Consider the following 12,726-nt stretch of genomic DNA (forward strand, 5'->3'; position numbering starts at 1 on the left):
CACGCACATGCTGCTCGACCCCGGGATGGACCTGACTCTCCGCCCGATGCGCTACCCGCACTTCTTCGACCGGTTCCGCGACGCGATCCGCAACACCTGGACGGTCGAGGAGGTCGACCTGCACGCCGACCTCGCCGACCTGGACAAGCTGTCGCCGGCCGAACGGCACCTGGTCAGCCGCCTGGTGGCGTTCTTCGCCACCGGTGACACGATCGTCGCCAACAACCTGGTGCTCAACCTCTACCAGCACGTCAACAGCCCGGAGGGTCGCCTCTACCTGTCCCGCCAGCTGTTCGAGGAGGCCGTGCACGTCCAGTTCTATCTCAACCTGCTCGACACGTACGTGCCCGACGAGACCGAACGCTTCGAGGCCTTCGCGGCCATCGAGAACATCCCCTCGATCCGTCGTAAGGCCGAGTTCTGCTTCCGGTGGATCGACTCCCTGACCGACCTGCGGGAGCTGCGGTCCCGCGAGGACCGGCGCACGTTCCTGCTCAACCTCATCTGCTTCGCCGCCTGCATCGAGGGTCTGTTCTTCTACGGCGCGTTCGCGTACGTCTACTTCCTGCGCTCCCGCGGCCTGCTGCACGGCCTCGCCTCGGGCACCAACTGGGTGTTCCGCGACGAGTCCATGCACATGGCGTTCGCGTTCGACGTCGTCGACACCGTCCGCGCCGAGGAGCCGGACCTGTTCGACGACGACCTCGCCGACCAGGTTCGCCGGATGCTCACCGAGGCGGTCGAGTGTGAGGTGCAGTTCGCCGAGGACCTGGTGGGCCACGGTGTGCCCGGTCTGACGTTGGCCGACATGCGGGAGTACCTCCAGCACGTCGCCGACCGCCGCCTCGCCCAGCTCGGCATCACGCCGCACTACGGTTCGAGCAACCCGTTCGGCTTCATGGAGTTGCAGGACGTGCAGGAGCTGTCCAACTTCTTCGAGCGGCGGGTGTCGGCGTACCAGGTCGGGGTGACCGGCACCGTCGCCTTCGACGACGACTTCTAGGCGGCGACCTCGGCCCACGCGTTGCCCGTCAGGACCGCCCCGTCCGCGCCGATCTTGCAGTTTCGGTCGCCGGTATGCGCGCAATGCCCTGTTATGTCGCGACAGGAAGTGCAAGATCGCGGGGGAAGGGGCGGTCCGGTCTCGTCGATCATGGAGTTATGGTGCCTGATTGGTGTTGTGCGGGCACTTTGTCGCCCACCACAACTCCATGATCGACGAGGTAGCGCGGGGTTGGCGAACAGCCAGTCCGTCTAAACGCGACGGTGCTGGGCTACTTCTCATCAATCGATCAAGGAAGCGGCGCGCTCAGCTCTGGGCTTCTGCGACGTAGACACCTTTGCCTGGATGGCCCTCGACCAGCTCGCGGTCTTTGAGAAATCTCGTTGGCGATCCGCCGCATCGATCATGTTGCAGAAGTAACTGTGGACGGTGAGTGGTGCGGCGCGTTCGACGACGACTTCTAGGCGGCGACCGATCCGGGGGCCTGGCGTCGCTTGGTGAGCCACCGCATCACGTGCAGGGGGTGCGACGCCGGGTCCGGGATCGGGTGGAAGACGTGTTCGACAGCACCGCCGGCGACGATTAAGGTCAGCCGCTCGTAGAGCGTCATGTCGCCGGCGGCGCGGGTCGGCAGCCGCAGCGCCTCGGCCAGGGTCAGTCTCGGGTCGGGGATCAGCGGGTAGGGCAGACGCAGCCGGTGGGCGAGTTCCCGCTGGTACCCGGTCGACTGCGCGGACAGGCCGTACACCCGGGCGGCGCCGGCCGCGCGGAGTTCCGCGTGGTGGTCGCGGAACCAGGCGGCCTGCTCGGTGCTGCCGCGGGCACCGTGGATCTCCAGCAGGCCGTTGGGCAGGTCCACACCCGGTCGTCCGGTCAGTGGGTAGACGAAGATGACGCTGCGCCCGGCCCCGAGCGCGCCGAGATCGACCGGGCGGCCGTCGGTGCCGTAGAAGGACAGCGGTGGCAACCTGACGCCGACCAGCGCGGTGGGGTCGGCGCCTTCGGCGGGACTGCCGGGTACGACCTGGGTCGCGGCGGCGTCCAGGCGTGCGTCCAGCGCGTCCCGCTGGGCGGTCAACCTGCCGATCCGTTCCTGGAGGTTCGTGATGGTGCTGCGGTACGTGGCCACCGCCGCCGCGCACACGTCGGTGTCGTCGGAACCATCGGCGATCGACTCGACGAACGGGCGGGTCTCCTCGACGGTGAGGCCGAGCGCCATCAGCTCGCGGATCTGCGCCACCAGCCGCACCGCGATCGGGTCGTACTCCCGGTAGCCGTTGCTCAGCCGCCGGGGTACGACCAGCCCGGCCGACTCGTAGTAACGCAGTGCCCGGACCGTGGTTCCGGTCCGGCGTGCCAACTCACCCACCCGCATCCCGCGACCCTAAACCCGCACCCCGGGGTACGGGTCAACGTGTCCATCGTCGCGGTGTCAGGGCCGCCGTTTCCTGCCAGTCTGGCTGCGAAAAGGCAGCTTGAACAGGGAGTGTGCGATGACGGCAATCAGTCGGGTGTGGGCTCGGCAGATCCTCGACAGCAGGGGCAACCCGACGGTGGAGGCCGACGTGGTCCTCGCCGACGGGTCAACCGGCCGGGCGGCCGTGCCGTCCGGCGCGTCGACGGGGGCGAACGAGGCGGTCGAGCTGCGTGACGGGGACCTGACGCGTTTTCACGGCAAGGGCGTGAGCACTGCCGTCGCCGCTGTCAACGGCGAGATCGCCGACGCGGTGCTCGGGCTCGACGCGGAGGACCAGGCCCTGATCGACGAGACGATGATCGCGCTCGACGGTTCCAAGGACAAGGGTCGACTGGGTGCCAACGCGATCCTGGCGGTGTCCCTGGCGACCGCGAAGGCGGCGGCGTTGGCCCACCGGCAGCCGCTGTACCGCTACGTCGGCGGCGTCGGCGCCCGCCTGCTGCCGGTGCCGATGATGAACATCATCAACGGTGGAGCGCACGCCGACAATCCGCTCGACTTCCAGGAGTTCATGATCGCCCCGGTCGGAGCGCGGACGTTCGCCGAGGCGGTCCGGATGGGCGCGGAGGTCTTCCACACCCTCAAGGCGTCCCTGGCCGCGGCCGGGCACAACACCAACGTCGGTGACGAGGGCGGCTTCGCGCCGAACGTCACGGACGCCGACGAGGCGCTGCGGTTCGTGCTGCGCGCCATCGAGGACACCGGTTACCAGCCCGGCGTCGACGTGCGGATCTGCCTCGACCCGGCCAGCTCGGAGTTCTTCCGCGCGGGTGTCTACGACTACGTCGGCGAGGGACGCCAGCGCAGCGTCGAGGAGCACATCGACTACCTGCTCGACCTGCTCTCCCGGTACCCGATCAGCTCGATCGAGGACCCGATGGCCGAGGACGACATCACCGGCTGGAAGCGGCTGACGGCGGTGGCGGGGGAGCGCGTGCAGTTGGTCGGCGACGACGTCTTCTGCACCGACGTCGACCGGCTGCGCGACGGGATCGACGGCGGCTACGCCAACGCGATCCTGGTCAAGGTCAACCAGATCGGCACCCTCACCGAGACCCTGGCGACGGTCGACGCCGCGCACAAGGCGGGGTACCGGGTGGTGATGTCGCACCGATCCGGGGAGACCGAGGACACCACCATCGCCGACCTGGCAGTGGCCGTCGGCTGCGGTCAGATCAAGACCGGCTCGCTGTCGCGCTCCGACCGCACGGCCAAGTACAACCAGCTCATCCGCATCGAGGAAGAGCTCGGCGAGCGCGCCAGCTACGCCGGAGGCCGTTGAGGGCTGCGCTCCGGTCGGGTGGCGAGGTTCAGCTCGGCGAGGAGCTTCTCCACCCGACCCCGGATCTCGTCACGGATCGGGCGGACGGCGTCGACTCCCTTGCCGGCCGGGTCGTCGAGCGTCCAGTCCTCGTAGCGCTTGCCGGGGAAGACCGGGCAGGTGTCGCCGCAGCCCATGGTCACGATGACGTCGGAGGACTCCGCTGTCGCGTACTCCAGAAGTTTGGGGGTCTGGTCGGTGATGTCGATGCCGACCTCGCGCATGGCCTGCACGGCGGCGGGGTTGATCGTCTCGGCCGGCGCGGAGCCGGCGGAGCGAACCTCGACGGTGTCGCCGGCGAGGTGGCGCAGCCAGCCGGCGGCCATCTGGGAACGGCCGGCGTTGTGGACGCAGACGAACAGGACGCTGGGTCTGTCGCTCATGTCGGGGTTGCCTTCCGGTTACGCGGTCGCGGATTGCGGGGGAGTGAAGAAGCGGCGGCGGGCCCACAGCGAGACGTAGACCAGCCCGACCAGGACGGGTACCTCGATCAACGGGCCGACGACCCCGGCGAGGGCTTGGCCGGAGGTGACTCCGAAGGTGCCGATCGCGACGGCGATCGCCAGTTCGAAGTTGTTCCCGGCGGCGGTGAACGCCAGCGTGGTGGTGCGTTGGTAGCCGAGGCCGATGGCCCGGCCGAGGGCGTAGGAGCCGGCCCACATGAGCGCGAAGTACACCAGCAGGGGCAGGGCGATGCGGACGACGTCCAGGGGTCGGCTGGTGATGGCGTCGCCTTGCAGGGCGAACAGGATCACGATGGTGAACAGCAGCCCGTAGAGGGCGGCCGGGCCGATGCGGGGCAGGAAGCGTGCCTCGTACCAGGCGCGGCCCTTGGCGCGTTCGCCGAGGCGGCGGGTGAGGTAGCCGGCGAGCAGCGGGATGCCGAGGAAGATGAGCACGTTACCGGCGATGTCCCACGCGGAGACGTTCAGCTCGGCGCCGGAGAGCCCCAGCCACTGGGGGAGCACGGCGAGGTAGAACCAGCCGAGCAGGCCGAAGGCGACGACCTGGAAGACCGAGTTGAGGGCGACCAGGACGGCGGCGGCCTCCCGGTCGCCGCAGGCGAGGTCGTTCCAGATGATGACCATGGCGATGCAGCGGGCCAGGCCGACGATGATCAGCCCGGTGCGGTAGGCGGGTTGGTCGGCCAGGAAGATCCAGGCCAGGGCGAACATCACGGCGGGGCCGACGATCCAGTTGAGGACCAGCGAGGAGATCAGCAGCCGGCGGTCGCCGGTGACGGTGTCGAGCCGGTCGTAGCGGACCTTCGCCAGCACCGGGTACATCATGATCAGCAGGCCGACCGCGATGGGTAGCGAGATCCCGCCGATCTGCACCGCGTCCAAGGCGCTGTTCAGCCCGGGGATCAGCCGACCGAGGAGCAGGCCGGCGGCCATCGCGAGCCCGATCCACACGGGTAGGAACTGGTCGAGTCGGGACAGGCGGCCGACGACCGCGCTCTCGGCCGAGTCGCTCTGGAGGGTCGTCGTCATGTCGCCGGCGCCACGGTGAGCAGCGCGGCGAGCTGGCGCAGGATGGCCGGTCGAGCGCGGTAGTAGACCCAGGTGCCACGGCGTTCGGCGTCGACCAGCCCCGCCTCGCGCAGCGTCTTGAGGTGGTGCGAGATGGTCGGACCGGTCAGGTCGAACGCGGGGGTCAGGTCACAGACGCAGATCTCCCCGGTCTCGGCGGAGGCGATCATCGACAGCAGTTGCAGCCGCACCGGGTCGCCGAGGGCCTTGAACGCGGGCGCGAGCACAGCGGCGGCCTCGGCCGGTACGCGTCGCTTGGCCAGCGGGACGCAGCACGACACGTCCATGGTCGGACCTGCTTGATTCGACATTCCTCTAGGTTGACACTTCTCTAATCAGTGTGCAACTGTCTGTTTCGACGGACGTCGAGACAGGCATCTGATCTCTTCCGGAAGGCAACCCGCTGATGGCCGACATCACCGTGCGCACCATGACCGACGACGACGCCGACCGGGTCCTGGCGATCTACCAGGCCGGTCTGGACGCCGGCAATGCCAGCTTCGAGATCACCGCCCCGACCTGGGCGGCGTTCGACGCCGCGCGCCTGAGCGCGCACCGCTTCGTGGCCGTCGACAGCGACGGGGTGGTGCTCGGCTGGATCGCCGTCTCGCCGACCTCGACCCGCACGGTCTACGCCGGTGTGGTCGAACACTCCGTCTACGTCGACCCGGCCACCCAGGGCCGGGGCATCGCCCGGCTGCTGCTGACCGCGCTGGTCGCCTCCACCGAGGCCGCCGGCATCTGGACCATCCAGTCCGGAGTCTTCCCGGAGAACACCGCCAGCCTCACCCTGCACCAGCGTGCCGGCTTCCGGGTCATCGGCGTACGCGAGCGGGTCGGCCGCCATCACGACCGCTGGCGCGACGTCGTCCTGCTGGAACGTCGCAGCCCCACCATCACCTGACCAGCCGTGGCCCTCAAGACGGGCCAGGCCACCACACCGAGGAGCCACTGATGAACGCTCTGGACGACAGTCCCACCATCATCATCGGCGCCGGCCCGACCGGTCTCGCCGCCGCCGCGCACCTGCACGAACGCGGGCTGCCCTTCACCGTCCTCGAAGCCGGCGACATTCCCGGTGCCGCCGTACGCCAGTGGGGGCACGTGCGGGTCTTCTCGCCGTGGCGTTACAACATCGACCCGGCTGCCCGTCGGCTCCTCGACGAGGCCGGTTGGGTCGCCCCCGACCCGGGGGCACTGCCCACCGGCGCGGAGCTGGTCGACGACTACCTCCGGCCCCTCGCGCAGCTGCCGCAACTGAAGCCACACGTGCGGTACGGAGCACGCGTCGAGGCGATCAGCCGGCTCGGCCTCGACCGGTTGCGTACCGCCGGGCGCGACACCGCACCGTTCCTGCTCCGCCTCGCCGACGGCGACGAACTGGTCGCCCGCGCCGTCATCGACGCCTCCGGCACCTGGGGCACGCCGAACGTCCTCGGCGCGTCCGGTCTGCGCGCGCGGGGGGAGGCCGATGCGGCGGCGTACCTGGAGCACGCGCTGCCAGACGTCCTCGGCGCCGACCGGGGCCGGTTCGCCGGACGGCACACAGTGGTGGTCGGCGCCGGTCACTCGGCCGCGAACACCCTGCTGTCCCTCGCGGAGCTGGCCGCCGTCGAGCCCGACACCGAGGTGACCTGGGCTATCCGGGCCGCCGCGCCGACGCGTACCTACGGCGGCGGGGACGCCGACGCCCTACCGGCGCGAGGCGCGCTCGGCGCACGGCTGCGTTCGCACGTCGACGCTGGCCGGATCCGGCTGCTCACCGGCTTCTCCGTGCAGGCGCTCACCCCGACGGACGGTCGGGTGAGGGTGGTCCTGCGGCACGGCGACGGCACCGTCGAGTCGATCACCGTCGACCGTGTTGTCGCGGCCACGGGCTTCCGCCCCGACCACGGCATCGCCGCCGAGTTGCGGCTGGACCTCGACCCGGTGCTGGGCGCCACCCGTGCCCTGGCCCCGCTGATCGACCCCAACGAGCACTCCTGCGGCACCGTGCCGCCGCACGGCGTGGACGTGCTCGCCCACCCCGAGCAGGGCTACTACGCCGTCGGCATGAAGTCCTACGGCCGAGCGCCGACGTTCCTCATGGCCACCGGCTACGAGCAGGTCCGCTCCGTGGTCGCCGCGCTGGCCGGTGACTGGACCGCCGCCCGCGACGTCCAACTCGACCTGCCCGCGACCGGTGTGTGCAACAGCAACCCTGCCGACTCGGTGGGCGGCGACGACTGCTGTGGGCCGCAACCGACGGGGCGTGGACTGTCCACCGGCATCTCCGGAGGGCTGCGGTCCGCTCCGATCAGCCTCATCGCCCTCGGCGCCGCGCCGGCAGCAGGTTGTTGCGCCAGCTGATCACCGGATACGACGGTGCCCGCCGCCGCCTGCCTCGCCCGGCGGCTACCCGGCCGCCCCCATGCCGCCGTCCGGGCAGCCCGTGCAGTCGGACGGTCCCCCTCAGTGAGGTGCGGTCGGGCGGACTACCGCCGAGGCAGGCAGGCGCCGTCACCGCCGGCTGGCACAGGCGACACACGTACGCGCGGACGGGCGGGCGACGAGCCGGTCGGCGGGAATCGGACGGGCGCACCGTTCGCACACGCCGTAGCTGCCGTCGTCGACCCGTCGCAGCGCGACGTCCAGCTCCGCCAGGCGTCGGCGGGTGGCGTCCAGGACGGCGGTGAGCTGCGCGCGTTCGAAGGCGATCGTGCTGCCCTCGGGGTCGTGTTCGTCGTCGGCGTTGGACGACCGGGACGCCTCGAAGAGGCTCCGCAGGTCACCGTCCAAGGCAGTGGCCTGAGCCTCGGTCTGCTCGCGAAGCCGCAGCAACGCCTCACGGATCGCGCTGGAATCCCTGTTCATGACCGTTTCAGAGTACTGGGGGATGACCGTGGTCACATCATTGGCATTCCGAGACGACCGGTCATATCGTGGTGTCCGTCAGTCAGCCGGAACCACGGACGAGAGGAGTGCCACGAGATGCCACGATCGAAGTCGCCGGCCTCCGCCGGGACCCGGCAACGGCTGTCCGACGCGGCGCTGGACCTGTTCCACCTGCGCGGCTACAACGGCACGAGCGTCCAGGACATCGTCGCCGCGGCCGGGGCGCCCAAGGGCACCTTCTACAACCACTTCGCCAGCAAGGAAGACCTCGCTCTCGACTCGGTGGCGAGATACTCCGCGGCGATGGGGCTGGAGATGCTCGACGAGAAGCAGGGCGGAACCCCGCTGGAGCGGATCACCGGGCATCTGAGATACATCACCGGCCTCGGCGACACCATGGGCGACCGTGGCTGCCTGCTCGGCAACTTCGCCACCGAGATCCCGGCACACAGCGACGTTCTGCGCAACGCCGTCGACGCCGGCTTCGGCCGCTGGGTCGCCGCGCTCGCCACGGCGATCGAGCAGGCGCGGGCCGCCGGTGAACTGCACGGCGACGAACCGGCCACCGACCTCGCCGGCTTTGTCGTCTCCAGCTACGAGGGCGCGGCAGCGCGGGCGAAGGCATCCGGCGACCCGGCCGCTCTCCAGGAGTTCTTCACGATCACCACGGCCCGGATCCTCACCTGATCCGCGTCCGACCCCAGCGGTAACAGCTCGCGTCGCCCCCATCCGGCGCCAGCGCGTAACCAATTCAAGACGACCGGTCGTACGCCTTCGGCCGGGAGGCAGAACCCCGCAACTGAGGAGTGAGACATGAGCACCTACCTGATCAACCACCTGCGTATCCCGGGCGGAGTGCCGACCGAGGAGTCCCTGCGTTACCTGGAGCAGGTCCAGGCCACCACCGAGGCGTACGGCGCCACGTGGCTCGTCCTGGATGCCGAGGTGCAGGTCCTCGAGGGCAGCTGGCCCGGTTCGGTCGTGCTGATCGAGTTCCCGGACGCGGAAACCGCCAAGACCTGGTACAACTCGCCCGAGTACCAGGCGATCCTGTCGCTGCGCGTCGATCACACCATCAACGACCTGGTCCTGGTGGACTCCGTCGGCCCGGACTTCACGGTGGCCGGCTACGCGCGTCAGATCCGGACCCTGCTCGGCCAGTGACCAGCGCTCGCTGACCTGCCCTGCCGCGATCCCCGCGCACGCCACGCCGTGCGCGGGGATCGGCTACATGAAGTTGCGGGTGTGCAGGGCGGAGAGCGCCGCCGCCTCGTCCGGCCGGAAACCCAGGCGAACGAGGCGGCGCTGACGGCCCTGATCCATGGCGTGTTGCAGAGCCTGCACCCGGTCGAAGCCGGCGGAAACGTCGTCCGGATGCCAACCACCCGCCGCGAGCAGCACCAGCGCGTCGAAGACATCCGCGTTGAGCCCGGCGGTGTCGACAAGCGCGTCGTGACGGCGGTGGATGGCCGCCCGCAGCCGGTCCCGCAGCAGCGGATCCAGCTGCGCCTGATGCTCCAGGTGTGCCATGCCGAACACCACGTGCCGGCGCTCGTCCTGCATGGCGAGCCAACAGATCCGACGCGTCACCGGGTCCGGTGCGTTCTCGTGCAGAAACGAGAGCAGATCGACGAAGCTACCCTCGCCGAGCACGGAGAGCAGGAACGACGCCAACGCGAAGTCCGACTCCGCGACGAGGGTGAACAGCGACTGCCGACCCCCGGCGGACGACGTGCCCATCTCGGCGCCGCGCAGCAGTGCCCGCCGGCTGAAGACCTCCATGTGCCGGGCCTCGTCGGCCATCTGCACGGCGAGCAGTTGCACCACCTCCCGAAAGTGCGGGTGGATGCGCCCCACGAACCGGGCCGGCACGACGAGGGCGGCCTGCTCGTTCTCGACCAGGTAGGTCATCACCTGCACCACCGCCGCCTCGACGTCGGCCGGCAGCGCGAACGGGTCGTCCCACGGCACCGCGGTCTGCGGGTCCCACTGTCGGGCGGCGGCCTGCGCGTACAGGTTTGGGGCGATGTCGGCCCAGACCAGGTCGCGGTCGTCCAGGTCGAATCGCGCCTCCGGACCACCGGCTTCGAGGAGCGCGCCCCGGGCGCCGAGCCCCCACCGCGCGGGTGGGCGGCTGCTGAGCGCCGACGGCAGGGCCGGCCCGGCCCGCTCCGCCCCGAACCAGCGGTCGTCATCCGCCGACCCCCGGACCACCACCGCCACCAGCTCGCTCGCCTCGCCCCGGTCCGGCCATTCGACCCGATGGCCCCGGCCACGACACCAGGCGGGCAGGTGGACGCGCAGCGCCGGGTCGCGCCCGGAGACCGCCAACCGGCCGCCGGGCGGCAACCCGGCCAGGGCGCGCTGCACCAGCAGGTGCGCGCCCCGGCCGAAACCCAGATCACCCAGGTCGACCTCGGCGACCGGTGCCGCGCTCACGGCCGGTAGTCCGTGGCCGTCACCCGCCCGTCGGGGGAGTAGAAACCGTTGGCGTCGACCGCGTCCGCGAGGGCGTCATACCCCGTGGTGCGGCCCTCCCGCCAGGCCTTCAACCCCTCCAAATCGAGCAGCGGACGCACCTGCGGATCGGCGTACGACATGCCGAGCAGCAGCCTGCCGAAGAGCCGGACGCCGTCGGACTCCGCCGCGCGGACCGTCATGTTGCAGTGGTCGTAGCGTGCGGTCTGCGCCACGACGCGGGTGCCTTCCGGCGGTAGCGTGCCCTCCTGGACGAACGCCAGGTGGTTGGCGTCGATCATGCAGGCGGCGTCGACCTCCCCGGCCACCAGGGCGCGGGCCGCGTCGCGCTCGCCGCCGATGTGGTCGCCGTGCAGGCCGACACCCACGTCGAAGCGGCGTACGTCGACAGTGACCCCGGCCGCCGCGAGGTGACCCAGTGGAATCAGCGTCGCCTGTGGACTGTCGACCGCCCCGACGGCGACCACCCGTCCGGCGAGGTCCGCGATCCGGCGCACCGGCGAGTCCTCGCGGACCACCACGACGGAGGTGAGGTCCTGGTCGGTGTCGCGCATGGTGAGCGCGCGGACGGCCGTGCCGGTGGCGGCCGCCAACCGCTCAGCCCGCAGCCAGGCCAGGGGAGAGTTCCAGGCCGCGTCGATCCGCCCGGCGAGGAGGTCCTCGACCTGTCGTTCGTAGTGGGAGTAGAGGACGAAGTCGAAGTCCAGGCCCTGCCCGCGCAGCCAGGCGCGGAAGCCCTCCCAGATGGTCACCACCTTGGGGTCGTACGCGACCGCGCCCAGCAGAACGGTTGGCGCGGGCATCAGCGGTTGGCCTCGCCGAGCAGCGGCAGCCCGGTGGCGAGCCGACCGACGAAATCGTGCAGCGCGTCGGTGGTCGGCGCCATCACCCGGGCCGCGCGGGCGTCCCGGAAACGGCGCTCAAGGCCCAACTCCTTGCGGAAGGCGCTGCCGCCGCAGAGCTGCATCGCGCCATCGGTCACGTCGGCGACGGTCTCGCCGGCGAGCGCCTTGACCTGGAGCACCCGCAGCATCGCGTCCTCGCGGCCGGTCTCCAGTGCGGTCAGCGTGTCACCCAGGAAGGCGCGCAACGCGTCGGTGCGGATCATCAGCCGGGCGAGGTCGCGTCGGGTGACGGGCGCGTCGCGCAGGGCGGCGCCGGTGTGCGCGAGCGTGGTCCTGGTGAGATGTCGGCCCGCCTCGGCCACCGCGCTGTCGGCGAGACCGAGGCAGAAGGCGGCGTTGAGCACCAGGAACCAGGGCAGGACCGCACCGAGCGCGGTGTCGAGCCCAGCCCCGTCGGCCGCCATCCTCGCCGTCGCCGGAACCCGGAGCCCGTCGGCGGTCATCGGCCGAGAGCCGTTGCCCCGCAGACCCAGCCCGTCGAAGTCGCCGGTCACGCTCAGGCCGGCGCTGTCGGCCGGCACCAGCCACAGCGTCATCGGGCCGGTGTCGCGGGTCAGCGGAAGGCTCGACCAGACGTAGCTGTTGGCCTCGCCGGCCGAGGTGACCCAGCTCTTACGCGCGTCGAGGCGGACGGTGTCGTCGGCGGCGGCTGTCGCGGTGCCGGTCGGCGACCAGAAGTGGCTGCGCGAGCCGTACTCGGAGAAGGCCAACGTGGTGAGGTGATCGCCGGTGGCGATGGCCGCGCGGACGTCGTGCGGGCCGTGCGCCTCGATGACGGCGGTGGCCGCGTAGTGCATGAGCACCACCATCGCCGTGGACCCGCACTCGGCGGCCAGCCGCTCGATCACCTCGGCGACCGCCCGCAGGCCGTGGCCGGCGCCTCCGACGTCGGTCGAGGAGGCCAGGCCGAGCAGGCCGGCTGCGGCGAGAGCGTCGACACCCGGACGGGGGAAGGTCCCATCCCGGTCGACGATCGGCGCCTGCGGGCGGATCACGTCGTCGATCACCGTGTCGAGCGTGTCCGGGGGATCGGTGGCGGTCTGGGCATTGTCGACACTGGTCGTCATGCTCGGAACCCCTCACGGCAGGCCGATGGGACCGCCGCCGACACTATCCGAACTCGTGGACGCAGCGCG

At 70.7% G+C, this 12,726-nt stretch carries 14 protein-coding genes; 6 read left to right on the forward strand and 8 right to left on the reverse strand.

Annotation, left to right across the window (positions count from 1 at the left end; translation table 11 throughout):
• Positions 1–7 precede the first annotated feature (7 nt).
• On the forward strand, positions 8–1,003 hold the full coding sequence (locus tag OHB44_RS14490) for a ribonucleotide-diphosphate reductase subunit beta (protein ID WP_330441231.1): 996 nt from the start codon (positions 8–10) through the stop codon (positions 1,001–1,003).
• 460 nt (positions 1,004–1,463) lie between these two features.
• On the opposite strand, the gene OHB44_RS14495 is transcribed toward OHB44_RS14490, so the two are convergent.
• Complete coding sequence (locus tag OHB44_RS14495) at positions 1,464–2,378, reverse strand: MerR family transcriptional regulator (RefSeq protein ID WP_330440992.1); 915 nt, start codon at positions 2,376–2,378, stop codon at positions 1,464–1,466.
• Between the two features lie 118 nt (positions 2,379–2,496).
• On the opposite strand from OHB44_RS14495, the gene eno reads away from it, so the two are divergent.
• Positions 2,497–3,762 carry a phosphopyruvate hydratase gene (gene eno / locus OHB44_RS14500; RefSeq protein WP_330440993.1) on the forward strand — a complete coding sequence of 422 codons (1,266 nt, stop codon included), beginning with the start codon at positions 2,497–2,499 and terminating at the stop codon, positions 3,760–3,762.
• Here the strand turns inward: eno and OHB44_RS14505 are convergent.
• The 3 genes from OHB44_RS14505 to OHB44_RS14515 are packed head-to-tail and all read right to left on the reverse strand — an operon-like array spanning position 3,744 to position 5,644.
• Complete coding sequence (locus OHB44_RS14505; RefSeq protein ID WP_330440994.1) at positions 3,744–4,184, reverse strand: arsenate reductase ArsC; 441 nt, start codon at positions 4,182–4,184, stop codon at positions 3,744–3,746. The two genes, eno and OHB44_RS14505, sit on opposite strands and share 19 nt — an antisense overlap.
• Positions 4,185–4,202: 18 nt before the next feature.
• Positions 4,203–5,294 (reverse strand): ACR3 family arsenite efflux transporter, encoded by a 1,092-nt coding sequence (arsB, locus tag OHB44_RS14510; RefSeq protein ID WP_266302821.1) that lies wholly within the window; start codon positions 5,292–5,294, stop codon positions 4,203–4,205.
• The gene (locus tag OHB44_RS14515) at positions 5,291–5,644 is read right to left on the reverse strand and encodes an ArsR/SmtB family transcription factor (RefSeq protein ID WP_330440995.1); all 354 of its coding nucleotides are present in this window, start codon (positions 5,642–5,644) and stop codon (positions 5,291–5,293) included. The genes arsB and OHB44_RS14515 overlap by 4 nt, the downstream gene beginning before the upstream one ends.
• Positions 5,645–5,739: 95 nt before the next feature.
• On the opposite strand from OHB44_RS14515, the gene OHB44_RS14520 reads away from it, so the two are divergent.
• Both OHB44_RS14520 and OHB44_RS14525 read left to right on the forward strand, forming a co-directional pair.
• Positions 5,740–6,237, forward strand: coding sequence for a GNAT family N-acetyltransferase (locus OHB44_RS14520; protein WP_330440996.1), 498 nt, complete (start codon positions 5,740–5,742; stop codon positions 6,235–6,237).
• 50 nt (positions 6,238–6,287) lie between these two features.
• Positions 6,288–7,682: an FAD-dependent oxidoreductase gene (locus OHB44_RS14525; protein WP_330440997.1), complete on the forward strand. Its 1,395-nt coding sequence runs from the start codon at positions 6,288–6,290 to the stop codon at positions 7,680–7,682.
• A gap of 150 nt (positions 7,683–7,832) precedes the next feature.
• Here the strand turns inward: OHB44_RS14525 and OHB44_RS14530 are convergent, their stop codons facing one another.
• Positions 7,833–8,186, reverse strand: a complete 354-nt coding sequence (locus OHB44_RS14530; protein ID WP_266302819.1) for a TraR/DksA family transcriptional regulator — start codon at positions 8,184–8,186, stop codon at positions 7,833–7,835.
• Between the two features lie 117 nt (positions 8,187–8,303).
• Here OHB44_RS14530 and OHB44_RS14535 point away from each other — a divergent pair, with 117 nt between their 5' ends.
• Both OHB44_RS14535 and OHB44_RS14540 read left to right on the forward strand, forming a co-directional pair.
• Positions 8,304–8,894, forward strand: coding sequence for a TetR/AcrR family transcriptional regulator (locus tag OHB44_RS14535; protein ID WP_238684928.1), 591 nt, complete (start codon positions 8,304–8,306; stop codon positions 8,892–8,894).
• Positions 8,895–9,020: 126 nt separating this feature from the next.
• A complete protein-coding gene (locus tag OHB44_RS14540; RefSeq protein WP_266302818.1) occupies positions 9,021–9,371 on the forward strand; it encodes a DUF1330 domain-containing protein in 351 nt (116 codons plus the stop codon).
• 63 nt (positions 9,372–9,434) lie between these two features.
• On the opposite strand, the gene OHB44_RS14545 is transcribed toward OHB44_RS14540, so the two are convergent.
• Genes OHB44_RS14545 through OHB44_RS14555 form a run of 3 tightly spaced genes read right to left on the reverse strand, consistent with a single transcriptional unit; the run spans position 9,435 to position 12,657 of the window.
• On the reverse strand, positions 9,435–10,646 hold the full coding sequence (locus OHB44_RS14545; RefSeq protein WP_330440998.1) for a ferritin-like domain-containing protein: 1,212 nt from the start codon (positions 10,644–10,646) through the stop codon (positions 9,435–9,437).
• Positions 10,643–11,488, reverse strand: coding sequence for a phosphate/phosphite/phosphonate ABC transporter substrate-binding protein (locus OHB44_RS14550; protein WP_330440999.1), 846 nt, complete (start codon positions 11,486–11,488; stop codon positions 10,643–10,645). Before OHB44_RS14550 ends, OHB44_RS14545 begins: the two co-directional genes overlap by 4 nt.
• Positions 11,488–12,657, reverse strand: coding sequence for an acyl-CoA dehydrogenase family protein (locus OHB44_RS14555; protein ID WP_330441000.1), 1,170 nt, complete (start codon positions 12,655–12,657; stop codon positions 11,488–11,490). Before OHB44_RS14555 ends, OHB44_RS14550 begins: the two co-directional genes overlap by 1 nt.
• Positions 12,658–12,726: the final 69 nt, after the last annotated feature.

Source organism: Micromonospora sp. NBC_00821 (assembly GCF_036347035.1).
Classification (GTDB): domain Bacteria; phylum Actinomycetota; class Actinomycetes; order Mycobacteriales; family Micromonosporaceae; genus Micromonospora; species Micromonospora hortensis.